Origin of the sequence: Georgenia satyanarayanai, assembly GCF_023715365.1 — a bacterium.
Classification (GTDB): Bacteria; Actinomycetota; Actinomycetes; order Actinomycetales; family Actinomycetaceae; genus Oceanitalea; species Oceanitalea satyanarayanai_B.
Genome location: NZ_JAMBNZ010000004.1, coordinates 272,711 through 291,354 on the forward strand (window position 1 = coordinate 272,711; position 18,644 = coordinate 291,354).

At 71.8% G+C, this 18,644-nt stretch carries 12 protein-coding genes; 8 read left to right on the plus strand and 4 right to left on the minus strand.

Annotated elements, in window-relative coordinates:
- Positions 1-473 precede the first annotated feature (473 nt).
- Complete coding sequence (locus M3148_RS07305; protein WP_251304023.1) at positions 474-5,975, minus strand: VWA domain-containing protein; 5,502 nt, start codon at positions 5,973-5,975, stop codon at positions 474-476.
- Between the two features lie 240 nt (positions 5,976-6,215).
- Here M3148_RS07305 and M3148_RS07310 point away from each other — a divergent pair, with 240 nt between their 5' ends.
- Positions 6,216-7,136: a glycosyltransferase gene (locus M3148_RS07310; RefSeq protein ID WP_251304024.1), complete on the plus strand. Its 921-nt coding sequence runs from the start codon at positions 6,216-6,218 to the stop codon at positions 7,134-7,136.
- On the opposite strand, the gene M3148_RS07315 is transcribed toward M3148_RS07310, so the two are convergent.
- Together M3148_RS07315 and M3148_RS07320 are read right to left on the minus strand one after the other, a co-directional pair.
- Complete coding sequence (locus M3148_RS07315) at positions 7,090-8,562, minus strand: O-antigen ligase family protein (RefSeq protein WP_251304025.1); 1,473 nt, start codon at positions 8,560-8,562, stop codon at positions 7,090-7,092. The two genes, M3148_RS07310 and M3148_RS07315, sit on opposite strands and share 47 nt — an antisense overlap.
- Positions 8,559-9,263, minus strand: a complete 705-nt coding sequence (locus M3148_RS07320; protein ID WP_251304026.1) for a hypothetical protein — start codon at positions 9,261-9,263, stop codon at positions 8,559-8,561. The genes M3148_RS07315 and M3148_RS07320 overlap by 4 nt, the downstream gene beginning before the upstream one ends.
- A 594-nt stretch (positions 9,264-9,857) precedes the next feature.
- Here M3148_RS07320 and M3148_RS07325 point away from each other — a divergent pair.
- Genes M3148_RS07325 through M3148_RS07355 form a run of 7 tightly spaced genes read left to right on the plus strand, consistent with a single transcriptional unit; the run spans position 9,858 to position 16,938 of the window.
- Positions 9,858-11,324, plus strand: a complete 1,467-nt coding sequence (locus M3148_RS07325; protein WP_251304027.1) for a sugar transferase — start codon at positions 9,858-9,860, stop codon at positions 11,322-11,324.
- Positions 11,311-12,264: a glycosyltransferase gene (locus tag M3148_RS07330; protein WP_251304028.1), complete on the plus strand. Its 954-nt coding sequence runs from the start codon at positions 11,311-11,313 to the stop codon at positions 12,262-12,264. The genes M3148_RS07325 and M3148_RS07330 overlap by 14 nt, the downstream gene beginning before the upstream one ends.
- Positions 12,261-12,518 carry a hypothetical protein gene (locus M3148_RS07335; RefSeq protein ID WP_251304029.1) on the plus strand — a complete coding sequence of 86 codons (258 nt, stop codon included), beginning with the start codon at positions 12,261-12,263 and terminating at the stop codon, positions 12,516-12,518. Before M3148_RS07330 ends, M3148_RS07335 begins: the two co-directional genes overlap by 4 nt.
- 53 nt (positions 12,519-12,571) lie before the next feature.
- A complete protein-coding gene (locus tag M3148_RS07340; protein WP_251304030.1) occupies positions 12,572-13,888 on the plus strand; it encodes a polysaccharide pyruvyl transferase family protein in 1,317 nt (438 codons plus the stop codon).
- Positions 13,885-15,135, plus strand: coding sequence for a Coenzyme F420 hydrogenase/dehydrogenase, beta subunit C-terminal domain (locus M3148_RS07345; protein WP_251304031.1), 1,251 nt, complete (start codon positions 13,885-13,887; stop codon positions 15,133-15,135). Before M3148_RS07340 ends, M3148_RS07345 begins: the two co-directional genes overlap by 4 nt.
- The gene (locus M3148_RS07350) at positions 15,132-15,977 is read left to right on the plus strand and encodes a glycosyltransferase family 2 protein (protein ID WP_251304032.1); all 846 of its coding nucleotides are present in this window, start codon (positions 15,132-15,134) and stop codon (positions 15,975-15,977) included. Before M3148_RS07345 ends, M3148_RS07350 begins: the two co-directional genes overlap by 4 nt.
- 4 nt (positions 15,978-15,981) lie before the next feature.
- Positions 15,982-16,938: a glycosyltransferase family 2 protein gene (locus M3148_RS07355; RefSeq protein ID WP_251304033.1), complete on the plus strand. Its 957-nt coding sequence runs from the start codon at positions 15,982-15,984 to the stop codon at positions 16,936-16,938.
- On the opposite strand, the gene M3148_RS07360 is transcribed toward M3148_RS07355, so the two are convergent.
- Positions 16,921-18,528: a lipopolysaccharide biosynthesis protein gene (locus tag M3148_RS07360; RefSeq protein WP_308203223.1), complete on the minus strand. Its 1,608-nt coding sequence runs from the start codon at positions 18,526-18,528 to the stop codon at positions 16,921-16,923. The two genes, M3148_RS07355 and M3148_RS07360, sit on opposite strands and share 18 nt — an antisense overlap.
- Between the last annotated feature and the right edge of the window lie 116 nt (positions 18,529-18,644).

Below are 18,644 nucleotides of genomic sequence, written 5' to 3' on the forward strand. Positions count from 1 at the left end.
GGACGACCCACCGCGAGGGCCGGCCACGAGTGACAGGAGGAGGACCGCGAAGGGATGTCCGGGCTAGCCACGGCTGGCGTGGGCCTCTCCGGGGTGAGCACGAGGGAAGCGTCTCCCCGCCTCGTGAGCTTCACAGGCCCGGAATCATGCGAAAGAACGACCTGCACTACGACTTTCGTCGGGGTCACCCTCCCGCTCACCCCCTCCTTTCGAGCGGTTCGACCGCCACGGTCCATGGCGACCCGCGTCGCTGCGTCGACGGGCTGCCTGACCACAGCGCGAACGGGGCCGTCCTGGGGACGACCCCGTTCGCCGGCCACCGAGCCGGTTCGGGAGGAGCCTGGCGCCGATCACAAACGCCGTGCGCTCCCGGCGGCCAGAGGGGCCGCCCGCGTCCTCACCTGCCGGGCGGTGCCGATGGGGACGCGGTGCGGGTAGGTGGTGGCCGTGTCAGCGACCTCCACCGGCTTGGGTCAGGCGTCCTTCCGGCGCCTGGTCGTGCCGAGGGCGAGACCGCCCGCGGTCAGCAGGGCCGCCAGCAGCGCGGCGCCCGCGACGGCAGCGCCGGTCGGCGGCAGTCCGGGCGTGCCCGCCTGGGCGGTCCCCGGCGCGCGCGCCGGGGTGATGTGCGCCGTCGAGCACTCGATGCACACGGGCGGGGGCGTTCCCTCCCCGGTGACGACGTTGCGCAGGCGCACGTTCCAGGCGTCGTCGTCGACGACGACCCGGTAGGTGAGGGTCGCCGTCTCGCTCAGCCGCGGGATGTCCCACACGAGGTTCTCACCGTCCCAGTCGACATCACCCACGCTGGCCTCGATGGCGCCGGTGGTCCGAGCGTGCTCGAGGACGTCGGAGAGGTCGTCGGTGACCGTGAGGTCCGTCGGGTCGACGTCGCCGGTCGGGGTGGCGGTCACCGTGTAGGTGATCGTGTCGCCCGGGTCGACGGTGCTGCCCGACACGGGGTCCGAGCTCTTCATGAGCGTCCACGCCGGCTCCCCGACAGGGCCGCAGTCCTCGGCCGGGATGACGTCGTTGCCGCTGCGCAGCTCGGCCCGGTTGAAGAAGCCGCGTCCGGGCGTGCCGTCCGGGTCACAGACGAGGTTCTCGTCCGGGATCCCCGCACTGACCTCGACGACGAAGGTGACCTCGTAGCGCTGGGCCTGCCCGCCCTCGATGGCGACGAGGTCGAGGATCGGCCCCTCACCGTCCCAGTCGAGGTCCTGCGGGTCCTCGGGGTCGGTGACGTCCCACGCCTCCTGGTCGAGGATCGTCACGCCCTCCGCGAAGCGCGGGGTGTCGACCAGCTGGTAGTAGGCCAGGGCGTCGCTCGCGGTGTTGTCGACGACGATCGTGTAGCTGACCGCCCAGGTGCCGTCCCCCCGCTCGGCCACCGAGTCGAAGACCTTCTCGAGGTCGGGGTGGGCGGGCGGGAGGCAGTCACGGTCGGTGTCGTCCTCACCGTGCGCGGTGAGGGTGGCGGCGTTGAGGAAGCCGCCACCGTCGGTCCCGTCCTCGCCGCTGCACAGCCCCGCCTCCCCGCCGGTGACGCCGGTGGCGACCGCAGCCGTGACCGTGACGACGTAGGTGTCGCTGCCACCACCGGTGAGCGGCCGGTCGTCGGCCAGGGTCGTGGTGAGCTCCCCGGGCAGGCCGCCCCACTCCCCCGCGACGGCCGTGCCCTCGAGCGCCCACTCGGCGGTCAGCGGCGTGATGCCCTCGCCGTACTCGAGGGTGTCGCTGAGGTCGTAGACCCCGCCGACGCTCGAGTCGTTGGAGGCGACGACCTCGTACACGACTTCCCAGGTGCCGTCGGGCAGCTGATTCGCGGAGACGGCGGTCTTGTCGACCGACATGTCCGGGTCGGGGATCGGCACGCACGCGTCGTCGTCGTAGTCGTCGTTGCCGGAGGTGATGGTGGCCAGGTTGAACAGGCCGTGCCCGGCGTCGGAGCCGTTGAGCCCGCACTCCCGCAGCCCGCCGTCGCTCGCGACGACGTCGGTGAGGCTCACGGTCACGGTGACCGTGTAGGTGTGGGTGGTGGCGGCGGGCAGGAGGACGCCGGTGACAACCCCCGTCCCCGTGACGCCGTCCCAGTCGCCGTAGACCGCGCCGTCGCGCTCGATGCTCGCGTCGAGGATGTCGACACCCTCGACGAAGTCGAGCTCGTCGGACAGGTCGTAGCTGACGGCCTGGTCGGCGTCGGGGTTGGCGACGTCGATCGTGTAGCTGACGTCCCAGGTGCCGTCGTCGTTGTCCACGAGCGCGCCGGGCGTCTTCTCGACCGTCGGGGCCACCGGCTCGGCGCAGGCGCGGACTGTCTCGTCCTCGTCGAGGACGGTGAGCGTGGCGGCGTTGAGGAAGCCTCCGCCCTCGCTCAGCTCCTCGTCGTCGCACAGGCCGGCCTCGGTGCCGATGACGCCCTCGGCGACGTCGGCGGTGACGACGACGACGTAGGTGTCCGTCGCGCCGGCCGCGATCTCGACGTCGGTGGCGAGCACCGTCGTCGGGTTGCCGGCCACCGGCTCGGTCCACTCACCGCCGGCCTCGGGGTCACCCGCCGGGAACCAGGCAGCCGCCGTCGGCGTGATCCCACCGCCGTACTCGAGCGTGTCGCTCAGGCTGTAGACGCCCGCGTAGTCCTCGGGGTTGGCGACGTCGATCTCGTAGGTGACCAGCCAGTCGCCGCCCGGCAGCTGGTCGGCCGAGACAGCCCGCTTGGCGACGTCGAGGTCGGGCACGCAGACCTCGACGACCTCCTCCGCGGACTGCTGCGTCTGCGCGATCCACGCCGTGTTCGTGTACTCGACACAGGCCCCGGGCGTGCCCTCGAGCTCGAGGGAGTAGGTGAAGACGGTGGGCGTGCCCTCCGCGTTCCACGTCGCGGGGCCGAGTGGCACCGGGTTGGCCGGGTCGGTCTGGTCGTCGATGACGGTGATGGTCTGGTTGATCGGCGTCTGTGCCCAGTCAGCGGCCTCGATGTCGGCGGTGCCGGTGGCCGTGGTGCTCGGGGTCGGCACGGTGTCCGCCCACGTGGCGGTCGCCGTGTTCGTGCCCGAGTAGGACGGCTGGGTGACGAAGGTGCACGTGTAGCTGAGGGTGACGGTCTCGCCGGCCCCGACGAGCACGTCCTCGCCGTCGGCGACGGCGCAGACCGCCCCGCCCCCGACGTCGACCGTGTCGGTGACGTCGGCGGTGATGTCGAGCCACTCGTTGGGGTTGGCCACCGTGATGGCACCCTGCATCGCCCAGCCGGCGTCACTGCTCCCCGTGGGGGTGGCGGTGACGGTGTAGTCGGCGGTCGCGGTCCCTGTGTCCGGGTCGACCGTCACCGTCGTCTCGTCGGCCTCCTTGTCGATCTCCCACAGGTAGGTGCGGTCGAAGGAGACGACGACGTTCTTCTCGACCTCGAGGTCGAGGCCGGCGCACAGCGTGACGATCTCGGTGCTCGACTCGTTGACCACGAGCGGAGCGAACATCGGTCCCGTCGCGTTCTCGATCGTGGCCGTGTTGGGGAACTCGACGCACTCGCCCGGGGTGCTCGGCCAGGTGAGCTCGTAGGTGAGGACGACCTCGCCGTCGGCTGCGTCGAAGGTGTTGCCGCCGGGGTAGGTGCTGAGGTCGTAGTTCGAGTCGGTGACGGTGACGAACCGGTCGACCTCGCTGACCTCCGCGTCGGCGAAGTCGAAGTCGGCCGCGCCGGTGGCGGTGCCGGAGGTGCCGGGGAATGCGGCTGTGCTCCACGTCGCGGTCGCCGTGTTCGTGCCGGCCGTCACCGCGGTGGCCGCGGTCGGCGTGCACGAGTAGGCGAGGGTGAGTGAGCTGTTGGCACCCACCGTGGCGTCCGTCCCGCCGGTCACCGTGCAGGTTCCTGCGGGCAGGGAGTCGAGGACGTTGACGCCGGTGAAGGGGACGTCGTTCGAGTTGGTCACCGTGATGGTGCCGGCGACCGTGAACCCGGACTCGACGGGGCCTTCGGGCGTCACCGTGACATCGTAGGTGAAGGTGCCGTCCTCACCCGCGGGCACCTCGAGGACGTCCTCCTCGGCGACCTTCTCGATGTCCCAGTCCCAGTCGCGGGTAAAGCTCGTCTGGGCCGTCTTCGCCACGGTGAGGTCGTCGTAGTCCGGTGGGGCCTCGGCGTTGCGGACGGTACAGCTGACGACGTCAGTGACGGGAACGTCCACGGTGAAGCCGAGCCCGCCGGCGTTCACGACCGGGACGGCAGCGCCTGTGGTCAAGTCGGTACAGACGGCGTTGGCGCCACCGACCTGGACCAGCTCGTAGCCCTCCTGCTGGGTCTCGGCGACGGTGACCTCACGGCTGAGGGCGCCCTCGGGATAGCTCACCTCGAAGTTGACCGCGCTCGTCTCGTCCGTCGTGGCGGACGCCGGGTCGATGCTCTCGGTGGGGCTGGTGAAGGTCCATCCTGGGCCACCGTCGACGACATCGCCGTCCAGCTCCTCAACCTCCTTGACCACGGTGAGCGTGCCCGCACAGTTCTCGGACGCGATGTCGACGAGGGTCTGCTCGAGGTCGTCGAAGTCGGTCCGGAAGAAGTCGACACCCTCGGTGGGGCCGGAGACGAGCGGGATGCGGATGGTGGCGCCGGGCAGGGGTGCCTCGGGGCCGATACCGACGAGGATGATCTGGGCGCCGGTGGCCTTGACGGCGTTGGCCGACAGGATCGCCTCGTTGACCTCCGCGATCGTCGCGACGTCGCCGGGCCCCTGCCGGTCGCGGTGGAAGGTCGGTTGTCCGTCGGTGAGGAAGAGGACGATGTCGTAGGTCTCGTCCGACTCCGCCACCTGGTGGAACCCGCGGTCCCAGTTCGTGCCACCACCCATGGCGGGGGTGGGCGTGAAGCCGTTGATCCGCGCGGTGAGCTCGGAGGCGCTGCCAGGGGTGGCCACGCTCGTCAGGGGCAGGCCGGTGTTGGACGCGCCGTCGGCGGGTGCCGAGGTCGCGAAGGTGTAGAGCGCGACCTGGGACGGCGTGCCGGTCAGCGCCTCGATGAAGCCGTTGGCGGAGTCCTTGTACTGATCCAGCAGCGCGGACGACTCGGTCACCGAGTTCGACAGGTCGACAACCATGGCGACGTCGAGACCGCACTGGGGCGGGGCGACGTTGTTGGGGCGGACGCTGGCCCAGAACGGCTCCGCGACGCTGTCGTTGTAGCTCTGCGGAAGCTCGATGATGCGGTCGTCGGCCGGGGTGTCCGCGAAGATCGGGCCGGTCGCGAAGATGTAGTCGGCGCCCTGCGCCCACTGCGTGGGGGCGACCCAGTCTCCCGGGGCGTCGGTCTGGACGGCGTAGAAGGCGTCGACGTCGCCGAGGGATCCGGGAAGGTCGGCGAAAATCCCGCACTCGCCCGTCTCGTCGGTGGTGCACTGCCCGACGAGGACGCCGTCCGGCGGACCCTCCGCCGGGATGTCGGTGATCCGGTAGAACTCGTAGTCGACGCCCTCGAGCGGGGTGGCCGTCGAGTTCTCGTCGCCCGTCCCGGTACGGTCGCCGCCAGACCTCACGATGAGCTTGACCTCACCCGGCCCCGGGTCGCCCGGCGGCACGAGGAGCGGCGTGACAGCCTGGTCCGCCTCGTCGGCAGCCGGCGCCTCGGCCGCGGGATCCTCAGCGGCAGGCTCCTCGGCGCCAGGCTCCTCCGCGGCAGGTTCCTCGACCGCGGGCTCCTCCGCGGCCGGCTCCTCCGCGGCCGGCTCCTCGGCTGCGGGCTCCTCCGCGGCCGGCTCCTCGGCAGCGGGTTCCTCCGCTGTCGGGTCCTCGACCGTCGTGTCGCTCGTCTCGAGGCTCGCGTCGGTGCTGAGCTCGGTGAGCAGGTCGGCCACCTCGGCGTCGTCCCGCGGCGTGGCCAGCGAGGCGGTGCCGCTGAGGACGAGCGTCAGGCTGGTGAGGCCGACGAGGAGGCTGCGCGACCTGCGCCGCCAGGGAGATGGGGTGCTGCGGTGACGGCTAGGCATGGCGACGCTCCTTGTGATCGGTAGGGCGCTGCCAGCCCACCACCGGCGTCGCGCGCGCGGAGGAGTGCGCCGGGATGACCGTCGGCTGATTCTCGGAGCGTGCAGGGTGAGTGACACTGATCACATACGCGCCTATCCCGCCTTCTCCCGGGGATCCCTTCGGGCCCGGCCCGCAGAGGTGGCGGGGAACGGCTGCGCGAACGTCTCCGGCGCACCCGCCACGTGCCCCACACTGTGGGCGTGCACGCAGAGCCGAAGGTGTCGGTGGTGGTCCCCGTCCGGGACGATCCCCGGCTGTCCTCCTGCCTGGACGCGCTCGATCGGCAGAGCTACCCCGCCGAGCTCGTCGAGGTCGTCGTCGCGGACAACGGTGACGACCCCGCCGTCCGGGCGCTCGTCGACGCGCGTCCCGGCGTCCGGTACGTCGCCGAGCCGGCGGGCGGCTCCTACACCGCCCGCAACGCGGCGGTACTCGTGAGCACCGGCGACGTCCTTGCGTTCACCGACTCCGACTGCCTGCCGGAGCGGGGCTGGCTCGAGCAGGCGGTCCGCGCCCTGGCGGACGGGGCCGACATCGTCGCCGGGCACGTCGCCGTCTACGCCCGGGACGCCTCCCGTCCCCACCCGGTCGAGGCCTTCGAGCTCGTTCACGCCTTCCCGCAGGAGACCTACGTGTCCCGCAGCGGCGCCTCGGTCACGGCCAACATGTGCACGACGCGCGCCGCTTTCGACGCCACCGGGCCGTTCCGCTCCGAGCTGCGCTCCGGCGCCGACATCGAGTGGGCCCAGCGGGCCAACCGCCTCGGCCTGCGGACGGTCTACTGCGCGCAGGCCGTCGTCCACCACCCCGCCCGGGACTCCTACGCCGCCCTGCGCACCAAGCTGCGCCGGGTCATTGCCGGCCGCCACGAACGCGACCTCCTCGACGGTCACGACTCCCCCGCCCCCTGGCCGGCCGCGCGCTCGCTCGTCCCGCCCCTGGGCGCGGTCCGCCGAGCACGCCGCTCACCGCAGCTCGTCTCCACCCGCGCCCGCGCCGCCTTCCTCGTCGGCGAGGTGTACCACCGCTACGTCGCGGCCTGGGTCACTGCCGAGCTCGCGGCCCAGGACCGGCTCAGGCGCCGGCGGGCGCGCGCAGCCGTTCCCGCAGGTTCGCGGTGAGCGGGCTCGTCACCACGGTGTCCGTGGGCTCGGCGACGCGCATGGGCAGCGCCGGGCTCATCGCCTCCAGTCGCCACAGCGTGCCGATCGCGCCGATGACGACGACGGTGACGCCGACGAAGGTCGCGAAGCTGAAGGAGTCGAAGGTTGCGCTGGCGAGCAGTCCGCCGGGCATCACCACGGCCAGCGCCTGCGCAAGGTGGCGGGTCTCCTCGGTGCTGCCCCTCAGCCGGATGCTGCGGGCGAGGGCGTAGGGGACGAGGAAGAGGGCGAGGAGCGCGGCCAGCCCCAGGATCCCACCGGCCAGGAGCGTGCCGTAGAGCTGGTTGTCCAGGAGGATGTACCGCTCTGGTATCACCGTCCCGGCACCGCGCCCGAGCCAGGGCCGCATCTCGAACATGCGCCGGACGAAGCCCTGGTCGGCGATCCGGTTCTGGACGCTCGGGTCGTTGTCCATGTTGGTGAACAGCGAGCGGATGGTGCCCAGCACCCCTCGGTTGACGACGTGGAAGACACCGGTGCCGACGACTGCGACGACGAGCACGTTGTACCGCCGCCGCCACGGCCACACCACGCCCAGGAGGACCATCGTCACCGCGACCGTCAGCATCGCCGAGCGGGAGATCGACAGCGGGATCGCGGAGGCGATGAGCGCGACGCACACCCAGTGGCCCACGCGTGCGCGGCCCTGCGGGGCGAAAAAGGCGTAGTGGAGCGCGAGCGGCAGGACGAGGGCCAGGACCACGCCGAACTCGATGTAGTGGTTCGCAGTGCCCGCCACCCGCGCGAAGTCGACGTCGCCCCGAGCGCCGACCCCGATGAGGGCGGAGTTGTGCTGCAGGCCGGGGATGCGGATGTACCGCGTGAGGTCGACGATCCGGAAGAACTGCAGGATCCCGACGGACGCCATGACGGCGGACAGGACCACGAGGGTGCGCAGCAGCGTGTCGAGCTGCCGCCGCGTGACGAGGCCGTCGGCGACCGCGAGCGCCACGCCGACCATCGCAACGGTGAAGATCAGCCATCTGTCGGCGCTGTTCGCCTCGATCTGCGGGAGGAGCCGGTCGTAGCCGACCGCGTAGCCGACGAGCTGGACGGCGAGGTAGCCCGCGAGCAGCCACCGCACCGGCTGCCGGCCCCCGGGCAGTCGCTGGGGGCGGCGCATCCAGACGCACCACAGGAAGGCGAGGAGGATGCCGATGGCAACGGAGGGGCGCCCGACCGCCCCCAGCCCGCCGATGACGAGACGGGCAGGAATGAGGAACTGCAGGACGAGGAAGACGAGGAGGAGGGCAAGCGTGCTGAGTCGGTGACGCCGCAGCAGGACGGGCTGCCAGTCCTTCGCACCGGCCGAGCGGCGCAGCAGCACCGGCTCGAAGTCGAGGTCGTCGGGCAGGCGCGTACGGCGCCGCAGTCGCGTGCTCACGCGTGGGCGTGGTCGCGGTCCCGACGCGACTCCGCGGCCGGCTCCGTGTCCTCGGGCCAGTCGGGAAGCCCCTGCGCGATGGACGGCGCCCCTGCACGTGGGCGCCTCCGTGCCCGACGGCGGCGGACGAGCCCGACGATGTCGTCGAAGAGCACGGCGACCACGAGCGCGGCACTGGCCCCGAGCAGTCCGGTGACGGCCTGCACCTGCAGCTTGCCGTCGTAGGCGACGCCCAGGAGAGAAGGCGCCGCGAGGACGTCGAGCCCGTACTGGGCAGCGGGCGGGATCCCTGCGCCGGACTGCCGCGCCTCGAGTTCCTCGACCGCGAGCCCGAACACGTAGTCGGCGGTCGCGGCAGCCTTGTCGAAATGAGCACCGCGCACGGTCACGGTCATGATCGTGCTGCGTGACTGGCCTGCCACCTCGTAGCTCGCGAGCAGCCCCTCGGCCTGCGCGCGCGCCCGCATCTCCGCACTGTTGAGGACGATGGCAACTGCGGCGGTGGCCTGCTGCTCACCGCCGTAGGGGTTGGGCACGGGAGCCGGTGCGCTGCCAGGTGTGATGAGCGCGGTGCCCGCCACCTCGTACTCCGGCGCCACTCCAGCGCCGACCACCTGGACCGCCCCGGCGGTGAGGGCGAGCAGGGGCAGGAAGATGTACCACCGGCGCAGCGCGGCCACCGTGATCCGCCAGACGTCCACTTGGCCTCCAGGTGCGTAGTCGGGGTGGGACGGGTGGGGACAGCTGTCCCCACCCGCCGGCCACCCGGTCGGGCCAGACGGCCCTGCCGATCACGGGCGTCGGTCCGTCGTCGACCCGTGGCGGCCCCCAGCCCGTCGCTGACCGGGCGGTGCCAGCGACTGGGCCGAGCCATGCGGGCACCCTCCACGTCGGGAGTGGCACCCGTCACGAGACAAGGACAGCACCCGACCCCCGGCGCTCGCCGCGACCTGCCGGATGACGACGAGCTGATCGGGCGGCGAGGAGCGGGGTGAGCCCCGGGGTGAGCTTCGGCGGCCGTCCCGAGGCCCCGGCCGGCCAGTCACCCCCGGGGGAACCTCATCCCCACGATGTCATCCGACGGTCACCCTTAACGGCCCGGAGCCCCCGTGCCATGTTGAGACGGCTGCTCGGGCGAGCCAACGCCGTCCCGTCCGACCGGCTCAGACTGCGACGAGCGATGGAGGGCGAACTTCTCACGTGAACATCCCTCCTGACGTCCAGTGGCCCGCCACCTCCACTTCTTCACCGGCCCAGCCACTGCTTGACCCGCCCGTTCCCGCGGGGTGGTCACGATGAGCCTGCGCACCGACCGCTACCAGGACGACGACCGGGCTCTGCCCCCCACCGCCGTGCCAGGTGAGCCGCTGCGCGTGGCGAGGTCCGGACTCCCGTGGCGCGCCGCGGCAGTCCGCTACCTCGTCTCGCTGGCCTTCGCCGATCTCGGCCTCGCCGCGATGGCGGTGATGCTGCGCGTCCGGCAGGAGCACGACGCCGCCATGGTCGCCGTGCTGGCCCTCGCCGCCGGCCTGGGCTTCGTCCTCACCGTGGCGGCGTGCCGCGGCTACCGCGCCGCGTGCGCGGCCTCGGCCGCCGAGGACCTCTCCAGCCTCGTGCGGGCCGCCGGCGTTCTCGCGCTGGCCTCGCTCGTCGTCCACTACCTCGGCATCGCTCAGGTGCCCCGGATCCTCTTCTTCGAGGCGCTGGCACTCTCGATCTTCCTTGCCGCGCTCGCGCGGCTGGCCGCTCGGCCCGTCCTGCGGCGCCTGCGCTCGCGCGGCATCTTCCTGCGGCGCGCTCTCGTCGTCGGCTCGGCGGAAGGTCTGACCCACCTCTTCGACGTGCTCGACGACGCCCATTCCCACGGTTTCGTCGTCGTCGGGGTCTGCACGCCGACGACCGACGACATCGACAGCCGCACGCCCGTTCTCGGCCGCTACGCCGACATCCCCGACCTCGTGCGGACGCTCGACATCGACGCCGTCGTCGTCTCGGGCGGCGCGATGGAGGCGGCCGACCTGCGCCGCCTCGGCTGGCAGCTCGCACCGCTGGCGACCGACCTCCTCGTCCTGCCTTCCATCACCGAGGTCGTGCCGCGGCGGCTGCGGCTCGAGTCCCTGGGCGGGACCCCGCTGCTCGGTGTCACGCTCACGCCGCCGCGCCCTGTGCTGTGGTCCAAGGCGGTCTTCGACCGTGTCCTCGGCAGCCTGCTCCTGCTCGCCGCGACCGTCGTCATCGTGCCCGCCGCGGTCGCCGTGCGTCTCAGCTCGCCCGGGCCGGCCTTCTTCGTGCAGACCCGCGTCGGTCTGGGCGGTCGCCCCTTTGCCATGTACAAGCTCCGCTCGATGCACACCGACGCCGAAGCCCGCCTGGCCGAGCTGCTCGATCGCAACGAGGGCAACGGGATGCTCTTCAAGCTCCGCGAGGACCCGCGCGTCACGCGGGTCGGCCGAGTGCTGCGGCGGCTCTCGATCGACGAGCTGCCCCAGCTGTGGAACGTCGTGCGGGGCGACATGTCCCTCGTCGGACCGCGACCCGCACTGCAGTCCGAGGTCGACGCCTTCACCGGTGACGTGAGCCAGCGCCTGCGGGTCAAGCCCGGCCTCACCGGACTGTGGCAGGTCAGCGGCCGCTCCAACCTGTCGGCGGAGCAGTCGGTGCGCCTGGACCTGCGGTACACCGACAACTGGTCGGTCCGCATGGACGTCCTCATCCTGTGGCGCACGGCCCACGCCGTGCTGAGCGGTCATGGCGCCTACTGACGTCCCCACGCCGACCCCCGCGTCCACGGAGGCGGGCGCGCTGGGTTCTGTCGTCGTTCCCGCCCACAACGAGGCAGCCGTCATCGGTCGGCTCCTCCACGCCCTCACGACGGGCGGCGCCGCCGTCGAGGTCGTCGTCGTCGCGAACGGCTGTACCGACGCCACCGCCGAGGTCTCCCGGGCAGTCCCCGGCGTCCACGTCATCGAGACACCGGTCGCGTCGAAGATGCGCGCCCTCGCCCTCGGGGACCGGCACGTCACCCGCTTCCCTCGTTTCTACGTCGACGCCGACGTCGTCATCAGCGCTGACGACCTCACCATGCTCGGGGCCGCGCTGCGTGAGCCCGGGGTTCACGCCGTCGGCCCCGGCCGCCACCTTGACCTCGCCACCTCCAGTTGGCTGGTACAAGCGTACTACTCGGTGTGGTGCCGCCTGCCCGGTGTCGAGCGGGAGCTCTACGGCCGAGGTGTCATCGGTGTGGACGAGACCGGACACCGTCGCCTGGCCGGGTGGCGCGAGACGATGGCGGACGACCTCGTGGCAGCGATGAGCTTCGCGCCCGAGGAGCTGCGTGTCGTGCCTGCCGCCGAGGTCCGTATCGTCCCGCCGCGTGAGTACCGCGATCTCCTGCGCCGCCGGGTGCGGGCAATGACGGGCAACCGGCAGCTCGCCCGCGACCCACACGCGCCACCGCTTCGCGGTGCCGGCGGCGTGTCGATCCTCGCCGCTCTCATCCGGCGCGAGCCCGGGCTCCTCCCCGCCGGCACCGTCTTCCTCGCCACCGCCGCCCTCGCCCGAGCCCGCTCGAGCTGGGCGGTGGCCCGCGGCGACACCACCTGGCTGCGGGACGAGAGCAGCCGGCGCGTCGAGCCGCCCGCCGGCCTGCGCACCACCTCCGCCACGTCCGCCTCGACCCCTCGAGCGGAGCGCCTCCCATGATGCGCACCACGGCCCGCGGCTCGGTCGCCGTCGTCGTCCTCACCCTCCTTGCGAGCCTGGTCGGGGCCGTGCCCGCAGCCTCGGCTGACGGCCAGCAGATCTCCTTCGGTTCGGAGCAGAAGCGCAGGCCGTCCCGTCCGCTCGACGGCGCGGCGGTCGACGGCGTCACCAACGGCCGGCTGCACGTGGTCGGCCGCGGCCTGATCGCCGGCCCGTTCCCCAGCGCCGTCCACGAGGTTCTCACTCTGCCCTGATCCAGCACACCGAGCAGCGGACCGGCGCGCCGGTCCCCCACGGAAGGCGATGAATGACCGCGCAACGTACGGCCCCGACCCCGGCCGAGCAGCACACCACAAGGCACCTCGACCTCGTGGTCGCGGGTGCGCCGCTCGACAACGACAACCGCGGTGTCGAGGCGCTGGGGACCTCTGTCGTCGGCCACCTCGCCGGCTCAGGAATGGTCAGCCGGCTCACCGTCCTCGACAACGGCTGGGGTGTCCGTCCGGACCCCGCGTGGACCGGCGGGCTCGTCGAGCGACTCGGCGTCCGTCGCTCACGCCGCTGGCACCGCCAGGAGAGCTGGGCGCGTATCCGTGCCGACCAGGCGCTCGGCGGACTGGGCAACCCCTTCGTCACCAGACTTGCCCGGGCGGACGCCCTTCTCGATCTCAGCGGAGGTGACAGCTTCACCGACCTCTACGGCGCGCACCGGCTTGCGGCGATCTGCGCACCGAAGGAGGCAGCGGTGCGTGCCGGGCGCCCGCTCGTGCTGCTCCCACAAACTTTCGGTCCGTTCACCACGGTGGAGGGGCGCCGACGTGCCGAGCGGCTCGTGCGCCGCTCGACCGTGGCGTACGCGCGCGACGCCTGGAGCCACGAGCAGCTGCTCGACCTCGCCGGGCGGTCTGCGGACACCAGCCGTCTTCGCCTGGGTGTGGACGTCGCATTCGGGCTCACGCCGCGTGAGCCGGATCCACGCACCGTGGCACGTTTCGCCGCGCTCTCCGGGGAGCTCGTCGTCGGCGTCAACGTCAGCGGTCTGTTGCGCGAGGAGGACACCGGCGGACGCTTCGGGCTCGCCGGGCCCTACCTCAGGACAATGACCGAGCTGGTCCGCGGCCTCGTTCGCCGCGGCGCCGTCGTCGTCCTCGTCTCACACGTGGACGGCGGCGACCCGAAAGAACGTGACGCCGCAGCCCATGCGCAGGTCGAGGCGGCACTGAGCACGTCGGAGCGGGGGCGGGTCTGGCGCCTGTCACCAGCACTGCGGGCCGCAGAGCTGAAGTGGTGCATCGCGCAGCTCGAGTGGTTCGCCGGTTCACGCATGCACGCCACCATCGCTGCCCTCAGCTCGGCAGTCCCCGCCTTCGGCTACGCCTACAGCGACAAGGCGCGGGGTGTCTTCGGGACGTGCGGCGTGGCGGACCATGTCACGGACGCCAGGGCCGTGGCCGGTGCCGAGGCCGTGGAGCGGGCTCTCGACTCCTTCGCCGCACGTGCCCAGGCACACGCGGTGCTGCGCGAACGTGTACCCGCGGTCGTCGACCGCGCCCGCGGCCAGCTCGACGAGGTTCTCAAGGCGGTCACGTCGTTGCGTGACGCGGCACCCGGTGCGATCACATGATCGGTCAGCTGCCGCGCTCCATCCCGGAGGTCGTCGCCTCGCACCTGTGCACGGGGTGTGGGGCGTGCGCCCACGTCGCCGGGGACGCCCTCACCATGCACGACGTGCCCCGCATCGGGCGCCGACCGCTGCCTCTTGCCTCCGTCAACGGCTCCGCCACCGGCACACTCAGTGGCGACGCGCTCGCGGTATGCCCTGGACGGCGGCTCGAGCACCGCCCTGAGACGCTCGAGGGAGCACCGCTGAACGGCGAGTGGGGGCCGGTCCTTGCCCTGTACGAGTGCTGGTCCACCGACCCCGATGTGCGTCACCGTGGGTCCTCGGGCGGGGTGGCCACCGCTCTCGCCGCCCACGCTGTCACGAGTGGGCGCGCGAGCGGGGCGCTCCATGTCCAGGCCGATCCGCAGGACCCGCTTCGCAACGTCACGGTCCGCAACACCACCTACGCGACGATCACGGCGGCCACCGGCTCCCGGTATGCCCCGGCCAGCCCCTGCGAGCGCCTCGACCTCGTCGAGGCCGCCGCCGGCCGCACCCTGTTCGTCGGCAAGCCCTGCGACGTCGCCGCCGTCCAGAACGTCGCGGCCATCCGGCCTGCACTGGCGGAGCGCCTCGACATCACCGTGGCGATCTTCTGCGCAGGGACGCCCTCCACGGCGGCGACGGAGGACCTGGTCCGATCGCTCGGCACCGACATCGAGGACGTCGTGTCCGTCGACTACCGAGGTGAGGGGTGGCCCGGGAACTTCCGGGTGAAGTCGGCCTCGGGTGAGGTCCGGAGCATGACCTACGCCGAGGCGTGGAACGGGACGCTGACGAAGAACCGCCAGTGGCGCTGCCTCATCTGCCCGGACCACACCGGGGAGTTCGCCGACCTGTCCGTCGGGGACCCCTGGTACCGCGAGATCGGTCCCGACGAGCCGGGCCGGTCACTCGTCGTCGTACGGACCGAGGCCGGGCGCGCAGCGCTGCTCGCAGCCCTCTCGGACGGCGCCCTCGACGGTGGTCCGATCCCCCTGGAACGTCTCGAGCAGAGCCAGCCGAGCCTGGCCGCCACCCGCGGGGCGGTGTGGGGGCGGGTCCTCACCATGGGCCTCATGGGCCTGCGGGTGCCGAGGTACCAGAACATGCCGGCGTTCCGGCTGTGGCTCCGGCTGCCACTGCGCGGCAAGGTCACCTCGATCGCCGGCACCTACCGGCGCGCCCGTCTGCGCGGCCTGCACCGACCGGAGACGAGCGCCCCATGACACACCGCGCCGACGTCCTCATGATCACCTACCGCAGCGCCGGTTACCTCCACCTCAGCCTGCCCCGGCTGCTCGAGACCCTCGGCGAGCGTGACCGCGTGTGGCTCTGGCACAACGGCGACGACGAGGCGACCCTGGAGACGCTGCGGCCCTACCGGGACGACCCGCGGGTGCACCGCTTCCACCACAGCCGCGAGAACGTCCGGCTGCGCGAGCCCACCAACTGGCTGTGGCAGGAGTCGGACGCCACCTTCGTGTCGAAGGTCGATGACGACTGCCGCGTGAGCCCGGGGTGGCTCGACACCTTTGCCGCCGCTCACGCGGCGAACCCCGACCTCGGTGTCGTCGGTAGCTGGCGCCACCCCGAGGAGGACGTCGACCCGCAGCTCGCAGCCCGGAAGATCGTCGACCTCGCGGGCGGGCACCGGCTCATGCGCAACCTCTGGGTCCAAGGCAGCGGCTACCTCCTGCGGCGCGAGCTCACTCACCGGCACGGGGGGATCCGCGAGGACGAGGCCTTCACCCGCTACTGCATACGGTTGGCCCGGGGTGGGGCACTCAACGGCTTCTACTACCCATTCCTCCCCGAGGACCATATGGACGACCCCCGATCCGAACACACGCTCATCCGGACCGACGCCGACCTGCTGGACCGCATGCCTCTGTCGGCTCGCGCCAACGGCGTCATGACGGTCACCGACTGGACGGCACAGCTGGTGCGCAGCGCACACGTGCTCCAGACCGCCTCTCTCGACCCGCGCTCCTACGAGGGCTGGCGTCAGCGGCTGACGTCGGTTCGGCGGCGGACCCGCCGCCTCATCGGGCAGCCGGCTCGGTGGTGAGCTCGTGACCGTCCCCTCACCACACCCACCGCGACCCGGCGACGAGCCTGACGTCCTCGTCGCCGTCGTCACCTACAACAGCGCGAACATCGTCAACCGCTTTCTCGAGGCCCTCCCCGGCGCGCTGGCGGGCGCAGGAACGGCGACCGTGGTCGTCGTCGACAACGACTCACAGGACGGCACAGCGAGCCTCGTCCGCTCGCTCGCACCATGGGTCGTCGTCGTGGAGGCTGGCGGCAACCTCGGTTACGCCGCAGGTATCAACCGTGCGCTTGCTCACACGCGCCCACGGCGCGGGGCATACATCCTCAACCCCGATGCCGTTCCGTCACCGGGAAGCGTCGACATCCTGGCGCGCGCTGCGGAGGAGCACGACCGCACCGGGATCACGGTTCCGCGGATCGTCGGTGCGGACGGTCGCCTCAAGCCGTCGCTCCGGAGAGAACCCACCATCGCGCGAGCTTTCGGTGAGGCTCTGCTCGGTGGGCACCGGGCAGGCCGCTTCGCCGCTCTCGGGGAGGTGATGACGGACTCCGCGCTGTATGTCGACGGAGCCCGGGCTGACTGGGCGACCGGGGCCGCGATGTTCGTCGCCCGGCGCGCGATCGACGCGGTCGGGTCGTGGGCCGAGGAGTACTTCCTGTACTCGGAGGAGACCGACTTCGCACTCCGCGTACGCGACGCCGGACTCGAGCTCCGCTTGGCCGCCAGTGCGGAGGTCGTCCACCCCGGCGGGGAGCAGACCACCTCACCGTGGCTGTGGAGCCTCGCAACGGTCAACCGCACGCGCCTGTACCGCAGTCGCCACGGACGGGCGCCGAGCGCGATCTTCTTCGGCGCCGTCCTGCTCAACGAGTGCCTCAGAGCCCGCCGGCCCACCAGCTGGGAAGCAGCGCGCGCCCTTGTGCGTGGCGTCCGTCCGCGAGGCGACAGCATCGCCCTCTCAGTGGCTGCCCGCTGAACTTTCGCGGTCAGCCCGGCGGCGGCGAAGGGACGCGACAAGTCCGACGAGCTCCCTGCGGGCCGCGGGCCAGAGCATCATCACGACGCCCCACACGACGAGAGCGCCGGCCACGGTTGCCGCGAGAGCGAGCGGCGCGGACACCCTGGGCACGACCGCGGATCGGACACCGGCAGTCGTGACGAGGACGAGAGCCGCGACGACGGACGGTCGCGCCATCGCACGGAAGGGGTCGCCAAGGGCGACCGGGCTGTGACGGCAAGCGAGCGCGAACCCAGGGACGACGAGGAGCAGCTGGGTCGCCGCGTACGACGCCGCCACCCCCTGCACACCCCAGCGCACGCCCACAAGGAAGCCCGCCACCGTCACGACGCCTCCGACCACCGCCCAGGCGACGTAGGGTCTGCCCCGACCCGTGCTCGTGTAGATCCACCCGGTCGTCGTCGAGACGAGCTGGACGAAGCTCGCGAGCGCGAGGAGCTGGAAGATCCGTGCCGCCGCGAGCCACTGGTCCCCCAGGACGACCGCTATGACCTCGTCCGCGGCGACGGCCAGGACGACGACCAGTGGCATGCCCGCGTGGCACAACCCCGCGATCGCGGTGCGGTAGGCCAACCGGTACCGCCCGGGCTCCTCCTGGAGCGCGGCGAGGGTCGGGACCATGACGGCCTGGACGGGGGTCTTGAGCTGTCGCAACGGGAGCATGAGGAGGCTGTAGGCCCGCGTGTACAGGCCTAGCGCGCCGGCGTCGAGGAACCGCCCGATGACGACGTTGTCCCCCTCCCGCGACACGGTGTGGAAGAGGTTGGCCACAGAGACATGGATGCCGAACCGCAGCAGTGGGGCCGCGTCTGCGAGGCGGCGTGGCGAACTCGGTCGCCACGGCACCGCCCACCAGTTGAGGATTGTTGCGAACACGAGTGCACTGACGTTCTGCACGACGAGTGCCCATACCCCGAGGCCGAGGAGTGCCGCCGCGAGCGCGGCCAGGCTCGAGAGCAGCCCGGCGGTCACGTTGCGCAGAGAGATCCGGCGGAACTGCATGGCTCGGTTGAGCAGGGCGCCGTGCTGGACCGACACCCCGGACACGACGAACCCGGCTCCGAGGGCCGCGCACAGGGGGACGAGTGCCGGCTCGTCGTAGAAAGCCGCGAGCGGGATGCCACCGAGGGCGACGAGACCCGCAAGCACGACACCAACCGCCGTGTTGACCCAGAACAGGGCGCTGACCTGGCTCCAGCGGAGGTCTGGTCGCTGAACGACAGCTTGACTCAGGCCGAGCTGTCGGAACTGGTTGACGAGGGCCGTCAGTGTGAGCGCCATCGCCATGAGGCCGAAGTCCGCCGGGGTGAGCAGCCGAGCCAGCACCATCGTCGTACCGACTTGCACGGCCGCACTCATCCAGCTGCCCGCCAGCGTCCAGGCCACACCTCGGGCGGCAGACTTCCCTAGCTCACCGTGGGTGACGGACCGAGCCAGCCAGTGATCGAGGTCCAATGCGTCAGCCTTGTCCTCAGGGCCTCGCCGGAGCCGCAATGTCGTCCTCCTCGCCCCGTGTGCCGACCGTCCTAGCGTAGTGAGGGCCTCCACCTCACCGAGGCCGACCGCAAGGTGACCGCTGACTGGTCTCGGGGTGAGCGGGGTGCCCCAAGAGGCTGAGGCCGCCCCCGACTTCGCCGGGGACGGCCTCGACGGCTCGTACGAGA